The organism is Paraburkholderia sp. UCT70, from assembly GCF_050434085.1.
GTDB lineage: Bacteria > Pseudomonadota > Gammaproteobacteria > Burkholderiales > Burkholderiaceae > Paraburkholderia > Paraburkholderia tuberum.
Map to the genome: position 1 here is coordinate 514937 of NZ_JBNPVZ010000003.1, position 20448 is coordinate 535384.

16 protein-coding genes and 4 pseudogenes are annotated in these 20448 nt (G+C 60.9%); 12 read left to right on the plus strand and 8 right to left on the minus strand.

All coding sequences use genetic code 11. The annotated features are described in order from the left end of the window. Positions 1-43 precede the first annotated feature (43 nt). Together OKW41_RS20195 and OKW41_RS20200 are read left to right on the plus strand one after the other, a co-directional pair. Positions 44-466 carry a TonB family protein gene (locus tag OKW41_RS20195; protein WP_429573745.1) on the plus strand — a complete coding sequence of 141 codons (423 nt, stop codon included), beginning with the start codon at positions 44-46 and terminating at the stop codon, positions 464-466. 328 nt (positions 467-794) lie between these two features. Next, positions 795-3821 carry an ankyrin repeat domain-containing protein gene (locus OKW41_RS20200; RefSeq protein ID WP_429573746.1) on the plus strand — a complete coding sequence of 1009 codons (3027 nt, stop codon included), beginning with the start codon at positions 795-797 and terminating at the stop codon, positions 3819-3821. A 349-nt stretch (positions 3822-4170) separates the two neighbouring features. Here OKW41_RS20200 and OKW41_RS20205 read toward each other — a convergent pair whose 3' ends face one another. The 3 genes and pseudogenes from OKW41_RS20205 to OKW41_RS20215 form a co-directional block, all read right to left on the minus strand. Beyond that, complete coding sequence (locus OKW41_RS20205; protein WP_429573747.1) at positions 4171-5646, minus strand: ATP-binding protein; 1476 nt, start codon at positions 5644-5646, stop codon at positions 4171-4173. Positions 5647-5901: 255 nt separating this feature from the next. Next, positions 5902-6090, minus strand: a pseudogene (locus tag OKW41_RS20210) (hypothetical protein); the annotation flags it as partial. Positions 6091-6339: 249 nt separating this feature from the next. Further along, positions 6340-7203, minus strand: a complete 864-nt coding sequence (locus OKW41_RS20215; protein ID WP_429573748.1) for an SDR family oxidoreductase — start codon at positions 7201-7203, stop codon at positions 6340-6342. A 101-nt stretch (positions 7204-7304) separates the two neighbouring features. On the opposite strand from OKW41_RS20215, the gene OKW41_RS20220 reads away from it, so the two are divergent. From OKW41_RS20220 to OKW41_RS20230, 3 genes are all read left to right on the plus strand, one after another. Beyond that, the gene (locus OKW41_RS20220) at positions 7305-8204 is read left to right on the plus strand and encodes a LysR family transcriptional regulator (RefSeq protein WP_429573749.1); all 900 of its coding nucleotides are present in this window, start codon (positions 7305-7307) and stop codon (positions 8202-8204) included. A gap of 523 nt (positions 8205-8727) precedes the next feature. Beyond that, positions 8728-8964, plus strand: coding sequence for a hypothetical protein (locus OKW41_RS20225; protein ID WP_429448205.1), 237 nt, complete (start codon positions 8728-8730; stop codon positions 8962-8964). 310 nt (positions 8965-9274) lie between these two features. Further along, positions 9275-10078, plus strand: a complete 804-nt coding sequence (locus OKW41_RS20230) for a transglutaminase-like domain-containing protein (protein ID WP_184012647.1) — start codon at positions 9275-9277, stop codon at positions 10076-10078. Positions 10079-10468: 390 nt separating this feature from the next. On the opposite strand, the gene OKW41_RS20235 is transcribed toward OKW41_RS20230, so the two are convergent. Together OKW41_RS20235 and OKW41_RS20240 are read right to left on the minus strand one after the other, a co-directional pair. Next, positions 10469-12919: a glycoside hydrolase family 15 protein gene (locus tag OKW41_RS20235; RefSeq protein WP_429573750.1), complete on the minus strand. Its 2451-nt coding sequence runs from the start codon at positions 12917-12919 to the stop codon at positions 10469-10471. Between the two features lie 689 nt (positions 12920-13608). Further along, positions 13609-13923: a GNA1162 family protein gene (locus tag OKW41_RS20240; protein ID WP_429574348.1), complete on the minus strand. Its 315-nt coding sequence runs from the start codon at positions 13921-13923 to the stop codon at positions 13609-13611. Positions 13924-14000: 77 nt separating this feature from the next. Between OKW41_RS20240 and OKW41_RS20245 the strand changes: the two are divergent. From OKW41_RS20245 to OKW41_RS20270, 6 genes and pseudogenes are all read left to right on the plus strand, one after another. Then, positions 14001-14551, plus strand: a pseudogene (locus tag OKW41_RS20245) (IS630 family transposase); the annotation flags it as partial. 51 nt (positions 14552-14602) lie between these two features. Then, positions 14603-14758: pseudogene (locus tag OKW41_RS20250) on the plus strand (transposase); the annotation flags it as partial. Between the two features lie 198 nt (positions 14759-14956). Beyond that, positions 14957-15229 (plus strand): type II toxin-antitoxin system CcdA family antitoxin, encoded by a 273-nt coding sequence (locus tag OKW41_RS20255; RefSeq protein ID WP_429573751.1) that lies wholly within the window; start codon positions 14957-14959, stop codon positions 15227-15229. Continuing rightward, the gene (locus OKW41_RS20260) at positions 15229-15546 is read left to right on the plus strand and encodes a CcdB family protein (RefSeq protein ID WP_429573752.1); all 318 of its coding nucleotides are present in this window, start codon (positions 15229-15231) and stop codon (positions 15544-15546) included. The genes OKW41_RS20255 and OKW41_RS20260 overlap by 1 nt, the downstream gene beginning before the upstream one ends. 90 nt (positions 15547-15636) lie before the next feature. Next, positions 15637-15804, plus strand: a pseudogene (locus OKW41_RS20265) (IS6 family transposase); the annotation flags it as partial. Positions 15805-15816: 12 nt separating this feature from the next. Further along, positions 15817-16200, plus strand: coding sequence for a LysR substrate-binding domain-containing protein (locus OKW41_RS20270; RefSeq protein ID WP_429573753.1), 384 nt, complete (start codon positions 15817-15819; stop codon positions 16198-16200). A gap of 25 nt (positions 16201-16225) precedes the next feature. Here OKW41_RS20270 and OKW41_RS20275 read toward each other — a convergent pair whose 3' ends face one another. Beyond that, on the minus strand, positions 16226-17089 hold the full coding sequence (locus OKW41_RS20275; protein WP_429573754.1) for a phage tail tip lysozyme: 864 nt from the start codon (positions 17087-17089) through the stop codon (positions 16226-16228). A gap of 385 nt (positions 17090-17474) precedes the next feature. On the opposite strand from OKW41_RS20275, the gene OKW41_RS20280 reads away from it, so the two are divergent. After that, positions 17475-18047, plus strand: coding sequence for a hypothetical protein (locus tag OKW41_RS20280; RefSeq protein WP_429573755.1), 573 nt, complete (start codon positions 17475-17477; stop codon positions 18045-18047). Between the two features lie 173 nt (positions 18048-18220). Here OKW41_RS20280 and OKW41_RS20285 read toward each other — a convergent pair whose 3' ends face one another. Both OKW41_RS20285 and OKW41_RS20290 read right to left on the minus strand, forming a co-directional pair. Beyond that, positions 18221-18661 (minus strand): lytic transglycosylase domain-containing protein, encoded by a 441-nt coding sequence (locus tag OKW41_RS20285; protein WP_429574349.1) that lies wholly within the window; start codon positions 18659-18661, stop codon positions 18221-18223. 309 nt (positions 18662-18970) lie between these two features. Further along, positions 18971-20401: a helix-turn-helix transcriptional regulator gene (locus OKW41_RS20290; protein ID WP_429573756.1), complete on the minus strand. Its 1431-nt coding sequence runs from the start codon at positions 20399-20401 to the stop codon at positions 18971-18973. Positions 20402-20448 lie beyond the last annotated feature (47 nt).

Consider the following 20448-nt stretch of genomic DNA (forward strand, 5'->3'; position numbering starts at 1 on the left):
AGACGCCACCATCAGGTATTGACTGGAAAGAGAACAGATAGTCGTGAGAAAAGAATCAGTCCTGCTTGCGATTACCGCGATGCTGCTAAGCGGTCCTTGCCGCCCAATTGAACCTGATGGATCGGTACCGCAGCATGGCGCCTCGCAACCTTCCGCAGCGGCCATGTCGGAGTACGCGCTCGCGGTTCGGAAGCGGATATTGCCCGTCACGAATGCCTTGGTGACTGACGGCGACAAAGCCACTGACGCTGTTTTTCCCGTGGAGATCGACGCCGAAGGTAACGTGTTATCAATTACCGTGAAGACCTCAAGTGGTGATTCAAGGTACGATAATGATTGCATGGAAGCGATAAAAACAGTGGGATTGCCCAAACCTCCCCAAGGTATGCCGTTGAGATTGAATCTTGTTGTTCGCACCTTTCACCGTATTCGCGATTGGGTGTACAGGCCCGTCCATGCGAACTGAACCGAGGATCGTGTCGCACGGGTAGCCGTCCACGGCGTCTTTCTGATGCAGACGCAAATTTGGAACGTCTGCTAAGCGGTTCAGTGAGGGGCTGTTTCACGCCCTGAGGTGGTCCGTCAAGCGTATCGGGCAGTAGACGGCCCGAACCAGTCATTCAGCATGAGGAAATACTCTGTCATAGGGCGTCCGGTCCAGGTCGGATAACTGCCGCTCAGGAATGACCGGAAAACTTGCTATAGAGGCTGGCAGGCCAGACGGCCATGAGAGCAGACGGCCATGAGAGAATTCTTGCTCTTGCTCTTGCTCTTGCACTTGTCCTCATCGCCTCATGAAGATTCTCGAATACACAGGTCTCGACACCTCACGCGTCAAGGCCAGCTACGACAAGGTGTCTGCGGCCATCGCCCGCCACGACTTCCGTGCTGCCCAAGTCAAGAAGCTCGCCAATCTGAGTCACGGCAAGTTCTACCGGGCGAAGCTGGATGACGCCGACCGGCTGTTGTTCTCGCTGGTGCGCCACGGGGATGAAGTCTGCGCACTGATGCTGGAAGTGATCGCCAATCACGCCTACGATAAGTCACGTTTCCTGCGCGGCGCGGCGATTGACGAGAGCAAAATTCCAGACATCAGCGCTGATGACGCCATCAGGGAGGCGCAAGCTCTACGCTACCTTCATCCCGAGCGTACCGGCATTCACCTGCTCGACAAACCGATCTCGTTTGATGACACGCAGGAGACCATTTACCGACAGCCACCTCCCTTGGTTGTCGTCGGCAGCGCTGGCAGCGGCAAGACCGCACTGACGCTTGAAAAGCTCAAGCATGCCGAAGGTGAGGTCCTCTACGTCACTCACTCCGCCTTCCTGGCGCAGAGCGCCCGCGACCTTTATTACGCCAACGGTTTCGAGCATGGCGGTCAGGATGCCGTATTTCTGTCCTACCGGGAGTTTGTCGAGTCGATCCGCGTTCCGGCAGGACGCGAGGCTAGCTGGCGCGACTTTGCGGGCTGGTACTCGCGTATACGGCAGAACTTCAAGGATCTCGATGCCCACCAGGCTTTCGAGGAGATTCGCGGCGTGATTGCCGCCGGGTCGGGCGGTGTCCTGTCGCGCGACGAGTATCAAGCACTGGGGGTGCGTCAATCGATCTTTCCCGTAGAACGGCGCGACCAACTCTACAATCTGTTTGAGAAGTATCGCGCCTGGCTGGCCGAGGCAAAGCTCTACGACCTGAATCTGGTCGCCCAGGACTGGCAAGCGCTGGCTGCGCCGCGCTACGACTTCGTGGTTATTGACGAGGTGCAGGACATCACCACCGTGCAACTCGCGCTCGTGCTGAAAACCATGAAGAGGCCTGGCCATTTCATGCTCTGCGGGGATTCCAACCAGATTGTCCATCCCAATTTTTTTTCCTGGAGTCAAGTCAAGAGCCTGTTCTGGAAGGACCCGAAACTGGCCGAGCGGCAGGAATTACGCGTGCTAATGGCCAACTTTCGCAACGGCCTGGAGGCCACTCGCGTCGCCAATCAGTTGCTCAAGATCAAGCAGCGGCGCTTCGGCTCCATCGACCGGGAGAGCAACTTCCTGGTCCAGGCCGTCGGCGGCGAGACCGGCCAAGTTACGCTGATACCCGACAAGGACGCCACCAAGCGCGAACTGGACCAGAAGATTCGCCAATCCGCCCAGTTCGCCGTCCTGGTAATGCGCGATGAGGACAAGGCCGACGCCCGCAAGCACTTTGCCACGCCACTGTTGTTCTCGATCCACGAAGCCAAGGGTCTCGAATACGAGAACATCGTGCTCTACCGTTTCATCTCGGATCACCGGGGCGAGTTCAACGACATTGTCGAGGGCATCGCCAGGACCGATCTGGCGGTCGAGACACTGGATTACAAACGCGCTAAAGACAAGAGTGACAAGTCGCTCGAAGTCTATAAATTCTTCGTCAATGCCCTGTATGTAGCGCTGACGCGCGCCATCAAGAACATCTACATGATCGAGTCGGACACAGGGCATGATCTGTTCGGGTTGCTGGATCTGATCGTCGGCCAGACCAGGATCGAGGCCAGGCAATCCACGCTCGAAGACTGGCAGAAGGAAGCACGCAAACTTGAACTGCAGGGCAAGCAGGAGCAGGCGGAGGCCATCCGCCGCACCATCTTGAAGCAGGTCCCGGTGCCGTGGCCGGTGTTCGATGAGGCCAAGGTCAGGGAACTGCTGATCAAGGTCTTCCGCGAGCAGTCTCCGGGCAACAAGGGCAAGCAGCAACTCTTTGACTATGCCACCTGCTTCGATGAACCGCAGCTCGCCGAGTGGCTGGCAGTCGAGGCGAAATTCGAGCAGGCACGAACCTTTGATCAGCAGCGCGCGGTGTTCGCCCGCAAGAGCTACGTCCCTTTCTTCGCCAACCGCTTCAAGGACATCCTCAGGCAGTGTGACCAGCATGGCGTCGATCATCGTCTGCCAATGAACCAGACGCCGCTGATGGCCGCCGCTGCTGCAGGAAATGTGGCGCTGGTGGAAGCCCTGCTGGAGCGCGGTGCCGACCGCGATGCCGTCGATCACTATGGTCACAATGCCCTGCACTGGGCTTTGCGTCAGGCATTTGGCGATGCAAAGTTCGCTGCTGGCCCGCTGGCGGCAATCTATGAATGCCTGGCTCCGCCCTGCATTGATGTCAGAGCGGGCGATCGTTTGGTCCGCATCGACCGGCATCTGTCTGAATACTTTCTGTTCCAGACCCTGTGGGTATTGTTCAAAGCACGATTCAGCAAGATACGAGGCAATTCAGACAGCGCGTTCCAGACCCAAACCATCCTCGATGCCTGGCAACACTTACCCGCTAACATCGCGCGGCCAGAGCGCAACAAGCGCCAGCATCTTTCTGGCGTGCTGGCGAGGAACGAAATCGACAGAGACTATGCCTACAATAGATCCCTGTTCCTGCGCGTATCCACCGGGCGGTACCAGTTCAATCCCAAACTCGCTGTGCGTCGCCGCCAGGGCGAAGAAGAAAACTGGGTCCCGATCTACACGGCACTCAATCTCCCGTTGATTAGCGAGTTTGCCTACAACGACGGCTGGATCAGCACCTGGGACAATATCGACAAGCTTGTGGTCCTTGCTGGACTACCTGAACGAACCACACCCATCGCGGCTGAACGCTTCGCCGAACGGCAAGCGGCCAAAATGAGGGAGCTGGACGAACGCAGAGCCAATCAACTTGCTGCCAAAGCACGCATTCGTGCAGCCGCCGAAGCCACCCAGAACACAGCGCCACGATGGGGAACAAAGGAAGCTAAACGGCTTGAAATCGAACGTGTGAAACAAGAAATCGAAAGACGAAAGAAGGGTTGACTTGCCGATATTTCTTTTGGGGGGCTTTCGGCCCATCAACTGTCGTTCGCTCAGCGATCCGGGCGGACATTCGAAGATCCGCTTCGCTCAGTTAAGGGACGTTTCGTCCAACATTTTGTTGGACCCATGATCCGGCCATAGCGGTCGGTTGCCGATCGGGCAGCGTGCGGCGGCAGCAGGTCGCTTTGCTGACCTTCGCAACCGGGTGCCGATGAATGTCAGCTAAGTCATGGATGGATGAGTCTTGCCGACCCGTTATAGATAGTCCGTCCCGCTTTCATCGATACTGGTGGGACCGGCAGCGGGCTGCCAGTGCAGGCGGAACCTGCAATTCTGGGGCCGCAACCGGTTATTCCCCCGATCCGCTATCGCCGATCACGGGAATAGTGAACCGAAAAGTCGCGCCGTATCCGGCATTGTTCTCTGCCCACACCCGCCCACCATGGGCATCGATAATCGAACGGCAAATAGAAAGCCCCACACCCATACCTTCGGGCTTCGTAGTGAAGAACGGTTCGAATAGCCGATCGGCGTGCTGCAGGTCAATTCCTGTCCCGGAATCTTGCACCGAGACGATCACATAGCCGTCGTCGCTGCGCCACGACTTGATCGTCAGTTCGCGCGGCCGGTCTTCGATCGTGCTCATTGCCTGGATACCGTTTGTAATCAGATTCGTGATGACTTGTGCCAGTTGGATCCGATCGCCAAGCACCGCCGGCAGTTTCGAAGCAAGGGTCGCGCGCAGTGCTACATTGTGCTTCAAGACCTCGCGCTGGAGCAGTACCATGACGTCACTGATCAGCTCGTTGATTTCGAGTCGCGTCATCTCAGGGGCAATCCGCTTTGCGAGCATGCGGACGTGTCTGACGATCTCGGTCGCGCGTTGTACATCAGTAAGCATGCGTTGCACGGAGGCTCGCACTTTTTCAAGGTCGGGTACGTCCCGGTCAATCCATCGCAGGCACGCGGCACCATGGGTGGCGACCGCTGCGAGAGGCTGGGCGATTTCGTGGGCCACCGACGCGCCCAATTCGCCGATCGACGTCAAACGAGACACCTGTTGCAGCGCCTCTTCGACCCGCTTGCGCTCGGTGATGTCGGTGCCCGTTTCGAGGATCGCGATCGGTCGCCCCTGTTCGTCTCGCACCAGGGCCCAACGGCTGGCCACTGCGGCTTCCGACCCGTCGCGCCGGGTATTGACGATCTCGCCTTCCCAACGGCCCGTTTCAATCAAAGTTTTTTTGATGTCCTCGGGTGCTGCAGGAAAACGCGTGCGAAGCAGACGGTCGGCAACGTGGCCGAGCGCCTCGTGTTTCTTCCACCCATAAAGCGCTTCCGCGCCGCTGTTCCAGTAGGTAATTACATCGTCCATATCGCGAGCTACCACGCTGTCGTGGGTAAGGTCGAGAAGCTGTGCCTGCTCACGATGGACCGCTGCCAGTTGGCGAGTCCTATGCACGAGAAAGGTGACGACGAACGATGTCACAAAAAAGGCAGTCAACACTACGATGTCCTGCTGGGCATCTACCCGGAAGGTAAATAGTGGCTGTGTAAAGAAAAAGTTGAGGCAACCAACAGCGATCACCGAGATAGCTACCGATGAAACGAGGCTGCCCATCAGTGACACCAGCAAGACCTCGATCAGGTAGACGAACCCAACGACCGCGACGCCGGCTCCCAAGCGAAAGCATACCCAGGTCGCGATCGCTATGCTGATAGCGCCGGCGAACAGGATCGCGGCAACGGAGCGCGATTGAACGATCCCTTTGGTCGTTCTGGTTGCGTGCATCCCCCGCCAGCCACCGTTCGCAAGGAGATCCTTCATTCGGCTTTTCCCCTTTGAACGGCAAGTCGAAGCGCTGACTCGCCCTCTCGGTCAAGGGACACGGCAAACCATGTGCTCGTCGGACGCGGTACTCGCAAAGTCTGGGCGTGCTGGCGCTTGGCAACACCTCGGCGTTCACCCTAGCCCTACTTTCATTGGGGAGGACCGTCCTGTCAATCCTGATCTATCATCAGGGCTGTCTGCCGGCGAGCGGACCGTTCCCCTGACTTCGCTCGAACATCATGCCTGTCTGCTGCACATCTCCATCCCAATCAAACAAGGCGCGCGATTCGCGAAGTGTTCGAGGAACGCTGCGCGCTTGATCGACCTGTTGAAGACCTCACCGGTCTCCGGTTCGACCCAGTGACGGGCCAAGAATAGACGATCGAATGCGACGCCGATGTACGTCGCGCTCACGTAGCTGCTACATCGATCCCCGCACATCGTGCAGATTTCGGGCACGTCGTCCGTTGCCCATCTGCACGAGAACATGAAAGCCGCCGATTTCCGGCCAGGCGACGAGGTGCCGAAGGAACCCGACGCGATCAGGGCTCGTACTTAACTCGCCCGAATATCGGGCGCAGTAGCACATTCGCACCCGTGCGACACTGACGTCCGCCTCCAGGACACCCCGTTCCGATGCCGTTCCAATCCTCGTCTAATATTGCTCAGCCAAGGACGGGGGTTCGAAGCTCAGCCAGCGAGCCTGGCGGCGAAATCGCGGTACGAGTGCAGCGGGCGGCCCAGAATGCTGACGAGTCGCTCGACATCGCCGGCCTCCGGCACCATGCCGTCGCTGACGTAGCGCTCGGCCATCAGGCGCATTTCATACGCCATCCACTTTGGCAGGAAGTTCGCCAGATTCTGCTCGAATTGGGCGGGATCGTCCCCGCCGTAGGCAACCGCACGGCCAAGAAGCTCTGACCAGATGGAGGCCAGTTCCGAACCCGTCAATGTGTCAGGTCCAACGAGGTTGATGACTTCGACAGGCAGTTTGCCCGGCGCCTGATCCCGACGCAGCAGTTCGATCGCCGCGACCTCCGCAATGTCGCGGGTGTCGACCATCGCGACTCCCTTGCCGCCAATGGGCATCGGGTAGACCCCATGATTGACGACAACGTCCTTGATCATCAGCTCGTTATCCATGAAGTACGCCGGACGCAGGATAGTGGCGCTGAAGCCCATCTGTTCGATCATTCGCTCGGCGCCGGACTTCACTGCAAAATGCGGCACATTCACGAAGCGCTCGGCGTGCATGACCGACAGGTAGACCACGCGCTCGACGCCGGACTCGCGAGCAACGTTGAGCGTGATGAGCGCCTGGGTGAATTCGTCGCCTGCCACGGCGTTAAGCAGGAACAGTGTGCGGGCGCCGGCGAACGCTCTGCGCAGGGAGTCGATATCGAGCATGTCGCCCTGTACGACAGCCACGCCGGCAGGAAAGTCGGCCTTCGAAGGATCGCGCACGAGCACGCGCACGTCGGCTCCGCGGGTGGCAAGCTGATTGACGACCTGGCGGCCGACACGGCCGGTCGCGCCGGTAACGAGGATAGTCATGGTGTTACTCCTTGGGTTGGTTGGGATGCCTCCAAGGTAAGTGATCCATGTCCGGTCCGGAAGATGCTATAAGGAGACAGGGTATCTCACTGGTGGAACGCATGGATCTGCTTGCTCTCGCTGATTTCAACCTGGTCGCCCGTCACGGGAGCTTCGGCGAGGCCGCTCGTGCGACGGAGCGTCCGAAGGCCACGCTCTCGCGCAGGGTCAGCGAACTCGAAAACAGCCTTCGTCTCAGGCTGTTTGAACGCGGACCGCGCGGATTGAAACTCACGCAGGAAGGACGTGCCCTTTACGAGCGGACCGGTGCGCTCCTCGCCGCGCTTAACGAGAGCGCCGCTGCCATCACATCCGGTAGCGAACAACCGCGCGGTCGACTGCGCATCAGCGCGCCGGCGCTCTTTTCTCAGATCGCAATGGGTAAGCTGGTCGCCACGTTCGCGCTGAAATATCCCGAGATTCGACTGGAAGTGACGACGGAAGATCGCCCCGTCGATATGGTCGAGGAAGGGTACGACCTGGTGATTCGGGTCAACCCCGATCCTGACGAGAGCCTGATCGGCCGGGTATTCCTGCGCGACCGGCTGGTCGTCGTGGCTAACCCGGGCTTGGCGCGACCGGAGGACGAGTCGAGTGTTCCGGCTGTCCTTCGCGGAGGGCATGATCGGATTGCTTCGTGGGATGTCACAGGCCTGAAGGGAAAATCGCGCATATCGATCAAGGCGGTTGCTTACCTGTCGTCGTTGATCATGGTCCGCGATACGGTCCGTCTCGGCGTGGGTGCCGCTAGCCTGCCGCTGTCGCTTGTGAGCCATGACATCGCAGCCGGCAGGCTTACGCATTGGGGTGACCTGGATGGCCCTGACGTCACACTATGGGCGCTTTATCCTTCGCGGCGCTTGCTAAGCCCTCGCGTTTCCGCCTTTCTCGATCACATTAAGGAAGCATTCCCCTTGGGAAGACCCGAGGAATTGGCTGGATTTATAGGATCGGAACCGTGAGACCGGTGCGGACCACAGGTCGCTCTTACGTTGAGTGCTAACGGCTGCGCGCCACCGCGTATGACCATCTCGTGTCATCGGGAAGCGCGCGGCAAGGCACGGGCTTCCCAGCACCGGGCCATGGGGCACAAGTCGGCCATCAAGCCGCCCTTCACGGGGCGAACTCATCGGTCGTTCGGGCGGCGGCTCGGCAGCGCATAACAGCCGCTCAAGAGTTCAAGCGAAAGTCGGGAATTGCGAATTCAGGTACCAGCGGCTCACGGTCGAAGGGTCGGGGAATCTTGAAGCATCTGGTGCAACCGGAAAGAACGCATCTCGCGGCACCCGGTCCCTTCCCGACGCTCGGCACGTCTGTCAGGACCATCAGTACTCGGGGCGCAGTTCAACCAATAGGCAATTGCCGTCTCGAACGCCTCTGCAAGCAGAATTACGACGCCGGTACCTCATACGGGATCAGCGCCTGTAGCCGTATGAGCCATGCAACGTTCGCGTGTTAGTCTCCGATAACGACATGGAGGCTTTCATGCAACGAATGATCACCTATCGTGGCTTCGAGATTCACGTCGAGTTGACTCCGGCTGCGGAGGACACGTTCAACGTGACTGTCCAGATCAAAGGCGGTACCAACCTCGAAGTGCTCGGCGCGCGGGGGGGCCGGATCGCGCTGCGCAACGGCCCTTTTACTGAACGATGGGCCTACCTGGTTGGGGAAGTCGCCGGACAAGCCGCAATCGACCTGCTGCTTGGCCCGACTAGCTGATTCCATTCCTGTTTCGCCGCCTCGACACACTCACTCGTCCCGCCGAGTACGGTCACTAGCTGCGTTCGACGTCGCACGCACGACGGTCGTCGCCGATGAGAGCATTGGCGTCGGGCCCAATCTCCCACCGGGAGACGGCGTTCATTTCATTTCAACAGACCACAGGGCCGCTCAGGCCAGGTAGCGGCGATTGTTTTTGAATGCGAGCGTGACGCCCGGCGTCGTGGGATCATCTGTTGTGGCTGTCCCGGGCCGCACGCCTTTGAGTTGCCGGCCCCAACCTCCGGGATCAGACGAACAGGATAAGTATATGAAGCTTCGCGTCGGATACGAACTGTCGTACGAGTGCTCACAACCGACGCCGATGATGCTGATGCTGAACACGCACTTTTCGCATGCAAAGGATATTGTCGAGGCAGATCTGCTCGTTACCGATCCGCCGGTGGCGACGAGGCAGTACCGCGACTTGTTCGGCAACCTGTGCACGCGGATAATCGCGCCCGCCGGGCGTGTTGGCTTGAGCACGACCGCGCTTCTGAATGTGCCAAATGCGATGGAAACGCGTCCGAAAGACGGTCGGGGCCATCCAGTCGAGCAGTTGCCCGACGATACGCTCGTTTTCCTATTGGGTAGCCGCTATTGTGAAACCGATTTAATGGTCGACGTCGCGTGGAAGGTTTTTGGACAGTGCGCGCCGGGCCGCGAGACTGTTCTCGCAATCTGCGACTTCGTGCACCGGCATATCGCATTTGATTACCGGCACGCGCGGCCGACCAAAACCGCAGTGGACGTTTACCGCGAACGAAGGGGCGTCTGCCGGGACTTCGCCCATCTGGGCATCACGCTATGCCGCGCCATGAATATTCCGGCTCGTTACTGCACCGGTTATATCAGCGATGTCGGTTTGCCCCCCGTCGCAGCGCCGATGGATTTCGCGGCGTGGTTTGAGGCCTACGTAGGGGGTAGCTGGCAAACCTTCGATCCGCGTAACAACGCACCGCGCATCGGGCGCGTTTTGATGGCATACGGTCGCGACGCCGCCGATGTTGCGATAAGCAATGCGTTTGGGGCCGCCGTGCTAACGCACTTCAAGGTGCATTGCGATCAGGAATAACCGCGCACAATTGGCCATTGCTGAGCCGACGGGGAATTTTTGAATCCCCTCCCGGTAACGTAAGCATTTGGACCGCGCTGGCCTAATTGATTGCGCGCCTGAGCGTCACCGCGTACGAAGGTTTTCCCGGACCGCACGCCAATCCACCCAACGACAGCGGCATTCAGACGGTCGAATTGCGAGGGGTGACCATTCGGCGTACCCCACGGGGTGTTCCACTATCGTCGGTACGAGGCGATGTATCGCTGACAAAAGCGTGTGAAGCGAGCAAGCGGAAAGCTTTGAACCTGAAAAACATGACCTTGAGCGACGCGGCGCCCATCGCATGCCAGATGAAGTCGTGTGTTTCTCCATCACAGAAGCAATTGTCTGCCGTTGGCGACGCATCGCTTAGGATTGGAGGGCGACGGAAAAATTCTGCCCTTGCCACGTCTGACTCGAGGTCCAGAAGAAGGTGAATGCAAGCGATGAACCGGCCTGGGCTGCTTGCGTGACCAGATCGACGTAGTAGATGCCGACCGCCGTTGCGGTGGCTTCGCTGTCCTCCGAGGTGGCCCAGTCGTCGATCGTCCAGCGCAGGCGGAAAGGCGCAGCCAAAGGGATCCGAATTGTCGTGGCGGCCGGAATCGACGGCAGCGGGCGGTTGAAGTTCCAGATTTCGATATTGCTGCGAGCGCGCGGCGCCTGGCCGGGCTGAGACTGATAACGATCGGCGACGACTTTCAGGTGGTTAAAGACCTGACCGTCCGAAGCGGAGCGAACGAGCTTGATGTATTCGGCGTGGGCCCACGCGAGCGGCATGGCAGAGCCAGTCGGCCCGCCAGTGACGAAGGGCGGGTTTGCCAGATCGGGCAGATCCCACACTTGCTCGGGAAGCAGACCGCGCGTTCCGGCGAACGCCTCGAGAGCGCGGATGTAGGATGTGGAGTCGCCACCAGCGGCCAATTCGTAATGACCGCGTTCGCCAGTGAGCAGCGGCCAGGGGCGACCAACGCCGAAGGTAGCGCCGTCGTACCAGTCCTCGCCGAGATTGCCTTGACCATAACCGTCGTGGTTGTATCGGTAAAAGGCAGGCCCCTGCGGCAGAATTTTTCTGATTACTGCATCAACTACCTTGACCGAGTTGACGATGATCGGATCGTTCGCGGCGCGAATTCCATAGCGCACCAGTTCGAGAAAACCCGCGTCCACGATGGTGTTTGCGTTGTAGTCTTTCTTCCAGACGGTTACTTGGGCGGTATCTGGATCTTCTGGAAAACTGAAGACGCCATTGACGTGCGTCGGCAAGATTCGAATGTAGTGTTGCGTCACGCCCGGAACCGGTGAGCCTTCCGCAGCGACGCACCATGTCTCTAGATGCGATTCCAGAAAATCCGCGTATTCGAGCAGGAACTGGGCGGTGCTGGCGTCCGCCCATTTAGTAGCCGCACAGACTAGCGCCGCGATGTTCGATGCCAGTGTCGAAGGGGAGTATCCTTCGAGTTCTTCCCATCGTTCCTGCTGAGTCATGGGGCCGTTCTTGATCAATGCGCCTGCTGCGGCCAGCACCATGCCGGTGGGATCGAACTGACGCAGCAGACCGGCTTCGCTCAAGTGATAAGCCAGAATGATTGGAAAGGAATATTCGTCGAGCTGCGAGGCATTGTCCCGCCAAGGCTCGCCGTCAATGAAAAACTTTTGCGGAAAGCTACCATCCGCCAATTGCGACGCAGCGAGAAACATCAGCCCGCGTAGGGGCGCATCCTGCGCGCCCGCGGCCAGCAGCGCGAGTGCGCTTTGGCACATGTCACGCGGCCAGACCATGTGGTAGCCGGCAGCGAGGTCCCGCATCGTCTGTCCCCACGGGATGCTCAATGAAGCCACCAACGCGCCGTCGGCCGTCTTGTCCTCATGCGCGAGCAACACGTTGCGGCTCATGTTGAAAAGCGCATTGCCATCGCCCGTAATGTTCGCCTTGGGCTGGAACGGGTCGCGAACAGCGTCGTTCCAGCCCTGGATGAACGCTTGCTTGTGGCTGTATGGGTCGGCGGGTCCGTCGAAGGGGTAGGCCAGCGCCTCGGATACGGCGGTCAGCGCCTTGTTGGGCGTGCTCTGCGTAATCGGCGTCGGTTCGTCGACGCAAAACGCCAGTGCCAGAACGAATTGATTCTGCCCTGCGCGGTTGATCTCTGCCGTCACGGCGACGTATCCGTCCTTTGCTGCGTCGTAGTTCCAGACCGGCAAGCGCTTGTTTGCGATGATGTCGGTCCAGCCATCGTTCACTCCCACGAAGCCGCAACTCGTCGTGCCGAAGCCGCAGTCGGCGCCAAGCGCGAGCCAGCAATGGTCACGCGTCGCGACCAGGCGATCGCCATTTGCGGTGCTGACGCGATGCGCGGTGTTGCCGGCGCCGTATCCCGCCATGTGAGGCGTCAACAAGGCATAGACGTGCAGTTTGTTAAGGAAATCCTGGTCCCCCTGCAGTGTCGTGCGAACCAGCACGCAGGCCGAACCCTTCTCGGCGATCACGTCCTGCACGACGGTGTAGGGTTGCCCTTTCGCCTGGGACGTGAGCCGGCAGGATAAGGCGGGCGGCTCCGGCCATTCGCATCGATGGTCGAAGTCCTTCTGCGCGTCGTGATAGAAGGTCGACCCGTCGGTAATGATCAGCTGGAAGTCTCGTACCTGAGGGGTGTCGACATCCGGGAAGTAGATTTCCGTGAGGATGCCGCCTGCTGTCGTGTACCAGACCTGGCTCGACAGCGAGTACGCCGTTCCGACGGCGTCTTTGTCCGCGCGGCTCCAGTTCAGCGGATTGCCAGGTGCGCCCGGAGCCGGATTCGATTCAAGCAGATTTGCCATCGCATCTCACTCCATATCTTTGCTTAGATCGATCAGAAATCCACGTGATGAGCAGAAGAGCGGGCATGCTACGCATTGTAGCTATCGAGGATAGCGCTTTTGACGTGCATGGAGAGGGACACGTGAGGCCGCTCAATCAGCGACAGTTCGGAGGGATGCGTGCCGGGCGCGCCCTCCATCACAAGCATGTAGAAGTCGATTCTAGGTGCGGCGTGTGATCGTGATTACGCTGGCTACGGATCCGCCGCGTCGCTCAGCGGCCTCGGGGAGTCGGGGCATCGGCCACGAGGCGGACGCGAAGCTGTAAACTTCGCCTAATAAGCCTCTACGGCGGACGACAGAAGGGTGGAATAAGGAGGGGACTGGCGAAGTCGCGTACTTCCGGGTTCGGCCCAAGAGGCGTCATTCGCCCCGACCGGTAACCGGACACATAGCAGTGGCATGCGCCCGCTAAGCGGCCATTCAACCGCCGGACACGCACCTTGCTTTCTCGGCCTACCGGCACCGTGGTTTGCGCGACTTAGGTCAACGGCGTCATGGGTTAGGTCGTCCCGCAACAACTTCGCGGATGTATCGCATCTGCGTCGGGAGAGGGTAGCCGTTCTCGCCCCCTGGCAATTGTTCCCGCGTTTTCTTTCGCGGGAACATTCGATCTCGAACTGCAGCGACCGACTCAGAAGCTTGCGCCGTCAGACTTGTACTGACCGTCGTAAGGGCCGGCCGGCAAGCCCTGTCCGGCTTTGTTGACCGAGATCGCGTTTGCCTGCTGAGCCAAAGGAACGTTTTTTACCTGCGTTCGCGGCTTGCGGCGAGTAGTCCATGGTTTGTCTGTGGGTCCACAGAGTTTCTGCGGTGGTGCCACTCTTCAGCGCATAGCTGAGTTCGACTGTCACCGATGTCGCTAGAACCGCATACTTCGCATCCCACCGGTTGATGGTGACGTACATGATCGAGTCCGCACCGAACATCTTGCCCAAAACGGTCGGATCGTTGGCGTGAACTATTGATTTTTCCGTAAATCATGACAAGTTTGAGCGTCTCAAGCGTTATATTTTCAGGACGGTCCTGGAGACAAGTTGGCATGGCGCAAAGGCGAATGAGCGAAGCAGCAAAGAAGCGAATGAAGGCGGGTCGGCTGCTGCTGGCGGGCAAGGGCTGCGCCGAGGTGGCGTTGGCGGTGGGTGTGGCTCGGCAGACGGTGTACACATGGAAGCGGCTGCTCGATGAAGGCGGCATCGATGCGCTGCGAGAGGTGCGCGAGCGAGGGCGCCCGGCCCAACTCGATGAGCAACAGTTGGCGGCTGTTCGCGCCGCCCTGCTGCAAAGCCCCGTCGAGCATGGATTTGGCACTGAACTGTGGACTCTCAAGCGTGTGGGCGCGGTCATCGAACGCACGCACGGCGTTCGCTTTGGCCAGACGCAGGTTTGGCGCATCCTGGGCTCACTGGGCTTTAGCCCGCAAAAGCCCGAGAAGCGGGCCATCGAGCGCAACGAGGATGCCGTGCGCAACTGGAAGCGCCGCACCTGGCCGGCCTTTAAAAAAAAGCCCGACGAGAAGGGCGGCTGATTGTCTTCGTGGACGAGTCCGCATCAGCGAGCGCCCGAACTTGCCACCGCCGATTCTCCCCTCAAGCGTCGTGCGCTGCTCCTGGTGCTGCTGGCAAAGGCGTCGATACTCGCGACCGGATCATCGAACAGGGATTTGGATAGGCGAAGACCGTAGGGCGCATGCGGCAGGTAATGGTGCGCGGGTTGAAGAAGGTCGACCAGATGTTCGTGTTGAACATGGCCGCATACAACCTCGTGCGCATGCGTTCGCTAGGACAGGTCCGCCCGTAGTGGCGATTTCGTTCGGAAGCGTGATGCTCATTTGCCGGGTGGTTCGCATGGCGGCGCTTCACATACCTATAGGATCAAGCCTGCACCTTGTGCCGACAGGCGTTGCGCACGAAAGAGAGGGCTTGCCTGCGCATATGACCGCAGCCTTCTCGACGCGACGGCACCAACTGCCGGATGTGGGTTATTATGTGGATAAACATGCGCATTGTTCGCACGGAGAATTCACCCATGGCACATGCATTAACAGGCGGGGCGCGCAAGGCGACGAATGTCACGCTGCCCGTGGACGTATATGAACGGGCGAGAAATCTCGGCATCAACTTTTCCCGCACCTGCGAGCAGGCCTTGCGCGAGGCGATTCAGGCCGAAGAAGGCCGTCGCTGGGCTGAGGAACACGCCGAGTTCATCAGGCACACGAACCAGTGGGTCGAAGAGAACGGACTTCCCTTGGCGCAATACCGGATGTTCTGATGGCGCGATTCGACGTCTATGCCAACAGCGGTAGAGGCCGCGCCAGTACACCGTATCTTGTCGACGTGCAAAGCGACTTTCTAGAAGGTCTGTCGACCCGCGTCGTCGTACCGCTGATTCAGGCTGATGCTTTTCCGCCCGGGAAGCTCCCGGCGGACTTCACGCCAACATTCGATATCGGCGGCATCCGGTGCATCCTGCATCCGGCGTTTGTCGCGGCCGTGCCCTTAAGCGAACTGGGGCCGAAGACCGGTTCGCTTGTCGAACACCGTGACCGGATCACGGCCGCGCTGGATCGCCTCCTGGGCGCTTACTGATTATTCTGGACGGTAGACACGCCGGGGCAGGACATTCCCGCGGTTGTGGTGCAATTCCGGTGCGTCGGTCTGTTACGCTTGAAATTTTGACGACTGAACGTGATGCTCGGGTTCAAGCGGTTCCGGAACGCGGTCGTTACCCTCTCCGGCATCGAACTGATGCATCGCATTCGCAAAGGCCAGTTTGATCTCACCGGCGTGCACCTCAAAGATATCACTTCGCCCTCGATCTGGATGGCGGTTCTTTCAGCTCGTTGAGGTCCCTGAAAAATGGGCGATTTCTCGCCTGCCTGCCGAATTTGCACCACAACCGTCACGAGGAGGAACGCGCCGTTCATCCGCTACGACCGCGCGCTCGGCGGCGGCAAGCTGGCAGACCAGTATTTGCGGCGCGCGAAGATTGCGCCGCGTGAACTGTTCGAACTGAATTCGCTGATGGCGATTGCGCTGATGGTGGATCGCGGCCTCGGCGTGTCGCTCGTGACCGATATCGGCACGCCGCTCACGAAAGGATTGCGGCTCGCGCGGCTCGAACTGCCGAAGAGCACGGAGCCGCGCCGCTTCGGGATGCTGTGGTCGCGCGCCTCGCAGCGCAGCCGGCTGATACGCGGGATGATCGGGTGTTCTGAAGAAGTGCTGCGCGCGCGGGGGTGAACGCCGCTGGCGCTCTCCCGATCCATCAACCCTGCACGAGCGACAAATCCGACAGACGCGACGCCATTTCCGGATCGCTCGGCTTTTCGAACGCGTTGCAGAACGCCTCGGTCGCCTGCCCGGCCGTGGTGGTGCCCTTGACCGCCGCGATCGCGCCCGACTGCGTGGTTTCGAGTTCCTGTTTCAGATAGCCATAGTTGGCGGCCTGGCTCGACGGGTCGAGGCCGTGCTGCTGCGCGTAGTCGATCAGCCCTTGTTTGCGCGAGCCGCCCCATTGCGCGATCCCGTAGCCGTTCGCGTTGTCGTCGGCCATGTTCGAACTCGGCTCGCCGATCTGTCCGCCCTGGTTGATGCCGGAGTTCATGCCGCCGCTTTCGTGCCACAGATTCGCGACGATGCCTTCGGCCTGCGGCTTGGTCAGGCCGAAGTCCTGCTGCAGATTGGCGACGTATTGCGCGGCCACCTGCTGGCCCTGCTGCTGGGTGAGCGGTTGCGTCTGCGGCGCGGTGCTCAGTCCGCCCGGGGCCGTGCTTTCGTCCGTCGAAGTCGTCGGCGCGGGACCGCTCGTGCCCGAACTGCCCGGTGCCGGGCTGCTGGCCGGCGGGGTGCCCGGCGGAGTGGCCGCTGGGGTAGCCGCATAACTGACCGGGCTTGGCGAACTGCCCGAACCGCTACCGACGCTGCCCGGACCGCCGACGCCGCCATCCGAATCGAAGTCCGAACCGCTCTGCGACGCGAGGATCTGCTGCAACTCCTGAATGAGTTCCTGCAGGATCTCTTCCATAGCCTGAATCTGCGAATTGCCGCTACCGTTGTCGGTTCCGTCGACGCCGTTCATGTAGCCGAGGTTGCTGCTCGCAAAGCCGTTCTGGATCATGGTTCCGGACATCGTGTTCTCCGTGGGGCCGTTGGTCGCGGCGTCGACCCGTCTGTCGTTTCGGGGGCGCGCCGGCGATGATCTTTCGTCGCCACTGTAGTGCGGGCGTGCGGGCCGCATGACGTGAACGCGAAGTTGTTCTCCGAATGACGAAGCAAGGCGCGCGCGGCGCATGCGGCCCTTGCATGCGCATCCGTTTTTGCGTGCGCGCTTCGTGCCGGTTCGCAAAACAGGCCGTCTCGTCGCGTCACGACGCACGTCGGCCACGCCGGGCGCGTAACGTGACAGCGTATCGATCCGGTGACGCAAGGCGGACCGGTACCGCGCCGCGTGTTGCTGGCTGTGGCAGATGCTTCGCGGCAAGCGGGCTCCCGGACCATTCATTCAGGAGGTAACGATGACTGTCGAATTAGGCAAAGGATTAGGCGTCGGCGGCGTCAATCCATTTGAGCAAACCCAGGAAACCGCCAAACCCGCCGACGCACCCAAGGTCGCCAAAGATACCAATCCGTTTCGCAACGGCATGTTCGGCGAATTGAAGAACATGGCGAAAGCGGCGACCGGAGGCGAATCGAAGGGCTTGCGCTTTGGCGCGCAGTTGCCGGGCCTGCGCAGCAACAATCCGTTTGCGAAGCCGGCTGAAGCGGCGATGTCCCTATTCGGCAAGACGTCGCCGGTCGGCATGGCGGTTTCGACCGTCGCGAACGCGGCGCTCAATCATCTGGGGCCGACGAGCACGCTCGGCCAGATGGGTAACATCGCGCAGCACGCGGCGACGCAGGGCACCAACGAGTTGCTGAACAACGCGGAGGACGCGATGGACCTATCGCAACTGCAGAGCTCCGCCGATCAGAACATGCAGCTGACGAATGCAGCATCGCGTATCCAGACGCAGGTGAAGTTCAATGACATCATGGCCAACATGAACGTCAAGGCCTGGGACACCATCAAGCAAATGTTCGACAAGTAAGCGTCGGCGGGGACGGGTAACGGCCCACGCGCAGTCGCGTCAACGATATCGGGCGGCATGTCGATCGACATGCCGCCCGCTTTGTTTGCGCGGCGAGACGAAGCTGTACGCAGCGACACGCGCCAACGCACGCCGCAAGGCGACCAGTCGTCGCTGCGATACCGCTTGCGCGACTAGCGCGGGGTGACGAGGGGAGCCATCATCCTATCTACCAGCGCTTCGATGGCGCGTGCGTAGCGATCGCGTTCGTCCGGCGTTTCGGAGCGGTACGCGCCGACCGCCTGCCACGTGTTGCCATACTTGATCATCATCCGATGCAGATGCCACGCGGCCACATAGACGCTCGAGCAAGGGTTCATCAGATCCGCGGCGGACACGCCGTAGCGCAACAGCGCCGGCAGATGAACCGAGTTTATCTGCATCATGCCGTAGTCGATCGAGCCGTTTCGGTTGCGACGAACCGCGTTGGCATTGCCGTGCGATTCCTGCCACGCGATCGCCCTGAGCACCACCGGGCTCACATGCTGATAGGCCGCCGCCGCAAGAAAGCAGTCGGTGTCGGCGTGCGCGTCGGTTGGCGCCAGGCAGGCGACGGCGAGCGCAAGCGCCAGCATCGCTTGACGGGAAGTCGGCGACGCAACGAAACGTGCCGGCCGCGCACGCGCGACGCGCAACAGCGGAGTGTGCGGACAACGCAGTGTGCGCTGGCGGGGCAGGGAAAACATCGCGATCGGCTCCGCAGCGCGCGGCCGGCGGGCACGCGCGCGCAAACAAAGCGCCGTCCGGCTGGCGAAGACGCCGCGGACGGCCGGAAAAGCGCCAGTCGAGGCCGGCGCAACAGCGGAACGTGTGAACCTGCGTCCTACTGAAGACGACGCAACTCGAACTTCGCGCAACGCAGCTCGCGCACAGCCAGTCGCCGCTCAGCGGCCCAGCGTGGCCGACGGTGCCTCATGAAACACGCGGCGATAGCCGTTGATCAGCGTCGAACGGTGCTGCACGCCCCATTTCTTCGCGACGTCGAGCACGTGTGCGACCGGCGCGTCGTCGTCGAGCAGGTCGTCGCGGATGCGCTCCATGCGCTGGCGGCGGATCAGCTCGCTCGGCGACAGCCCGAGGTGGTTCTTGAAGGCCGCCTGCATCGCGCGCTCGGTCACGCCGACGTGCGAAGCCACCTCGCGCACCGACAGATCCTTCTGGTCGAGGTTGTCCATCAGATATCGGTACGCGCGACGGTAGCGGGCGGGCAAACGCGCGCTGACGTCGTCACTGCGCTGCTGCGAAGCAGCCGGCTGCACGAGATCGGAGACGACGATCGGCATCGACACGTTGTCGGCGCGCACGTGCTGGATCGACGCCAGCGCGTAGCGTCCATAGAGTTGCGCGAACTCCTGCACGCGCATTTGCTGCTGCATGATCTTCGCGCGGCAGTACAGGTAGTCGAGATACCAGCGCGCATGCTGGCTGCCGTGACCGGCGGCGGCGCTCGACGCTTCGAGCATCTGCTCGGCGACGAGCGTCGCCCGCCCGGCGATGCCGGCGAGCGCGATTTCGAGGCACAGGCCGCGGTGATACGCACGCAGGCCGATCTTCCGGAAGTCGTTCGCGTACTCGCGCAGCGCCTGCGCCGCGTTGCCGTTGCCGCCCGCGAAGGCGAGCAGTTCGCGCAGATAGTCGAGGCGAGACGCCAGCAGCGGCAGCACCGCGTGTGCGGGCAGCGCCGGCTGCGAGCGTTCGTCGCGCGGCAGCGCGTCGACCGTCACCGAACGCCAGTAGATGTGGTCCGCCAACAATTCGGCGCCTTGCAGTTGGTGCTGCGCGAGCAGGTCGCGGCGCAGCGCGTCGACGAGATAGATCCAGCGCGGGTCGCCGCTTGCTCGCGCGAGCGTCGTCAGTTCGGCGACGCGGTCCCACGCGGCCTGCACGCAGCCGAGGTGGAACAGCACGAGCGCGGTGCCGACGAGCGCATCGAGACGCCCGTTCGGCGTGATGGCCTTGTCTTCGGCGACGCGCTTGAAGCAGGTCAGCGCGACGTTGAACTGGCTGCGGAAGATCGCCTGCCAGCCGGTATTGCGGCACGAGACGATCCGGATCGCGTCGCGCGAGTGACGAATCGCTTTCTGCGCGCGGCGGTAGATCTCCTCCGCTTCCTCGTCGCGGCCGAGCACCAGTTCGAGGTCGCCGTGAATCTGCAGCGCGGCGTGGTCGGGGGCGACGTCGTCGCCTTCGACGAGGTGGGCGGCGCGTTGAGCGGCTTCCTGCAGGCGGCCGTCCAGCACGCGGGTGACAAGCTCGGCGGGAAGGCCGGCAGACGAGAGAACCGAAGACGCAGCGAAGTAAATCGTCGAGAACATGGCAAGCTCCTGACCCAGAAGGGGGCGTTAGGCGATACGAACTTGTG

What these genes read in the sequence shown, in the direction of transcription:
- OKW41_RS20200 (WP_429573746.1), top strand. Translation starts at nt 795, where the DNA reads ATGAAGATTCTCGAATACACAGGTCTCGACACCTCACGCGTCAAGGCC.
- OKW41_RS20205 (WP_429573747.1), bottom strand. Translation starts at nt 5,646, where the DNA reads ATGAAGGATCTCCTTGCGAACGGTGGCTGGCGGGGGATGCACGCAACC.
- OKW41_RS20215 (WP_429573748.1), bottom strand. Translation starts at nt 7,203, where the DNA reads ATGACTATCCTCGTTACCGGCGCGACCGGCCGTGTCGGCCGCCAGGTC.
- OKW41_RS20220 (WP_429573749.1), top strand. Translation starts at nt 7,305, where the DNA reads ATGGATCTGCTTGCTCTCGCTGATTTCAACCTGGTCGCCCGTCACGGG.
- OKW41_RS20225 (WP_429448205.1), top strand. Translation starts at nt 8,728, where the DNA reads ATGCAACGAATGATCACCTATCGTGGCTTCGAGATTCACGTCGAGTTG.
- OKW41_RS20230 (WP_184012647.1), top strand. Translation starts at nt 9,275, where the DNA reads ATGAAGCTTCGCGTCGGATACGAACTGTCGTACGAGTGCTCACAACCG.
- OKW41_RS20235 (WP_429573750.1), bottom strand. Translation starts at nt 12,919, where the DNA reads ATGGCAAATCTGCTTGAATCGAATCCGGCTCCGGGCGCACCTGGCAAT.
- OKW41_RS20255 (WP_429573751.1), top strand. Translation starts at nt 14,957, where the DNA reads ATGCGCATTGTTCGCACGGAGAATTCACCCATGGCACATGCATTAACA.
- OKW41_RS20260 (WP_429573752.1), top strand. Translation starts at nt 15,229, where the DNA reads ATGGCGCGATTCGACGTCTATGCCAACAGCGGTAGAGGCCGCGCCAGT.
- OKW41_RS20270 (WP_429573753.1), top strand. Translation starts at nt 15,817, where the DNA reads ATGGGCGATTTCTCGCCTGCCTGCCGAATTTGCACCACAACCGTCACG.
- OKW41_RS20275 (WP_429573754.1), bottom strand. Translation starts at nt 17,089, where the DNA reads ATGTCCGGAACCATGATCCAGAACGGCTTTGCGAGCAGCAACCTCGGC.
- OKW41_RS20280 (WP_429573755.1), top strand. Translation starts at nt 17,475, where the DNA reads ATGACTGTCGAATTAGGCAAAGGATTAGGCGTCGGCGGCGTCAATCCA.
- OKW41_RS20285 (WP_429574349.1), bottom strand. Translation starts at nt 18,661, where the DNA reads ATGCTGGCGCTTGCGCTCGCCGTCGCCTGCCTGGCGCCAACCGACGCG.
- OKW41_RS20290 (WP_429573756.1), bottom strand. Translation starts at nt 20,401, where the DNA reads ATGTTCTCGACGATTTACTTCGCTGCGTCTTCGGTTCTCTCGTCTGCC.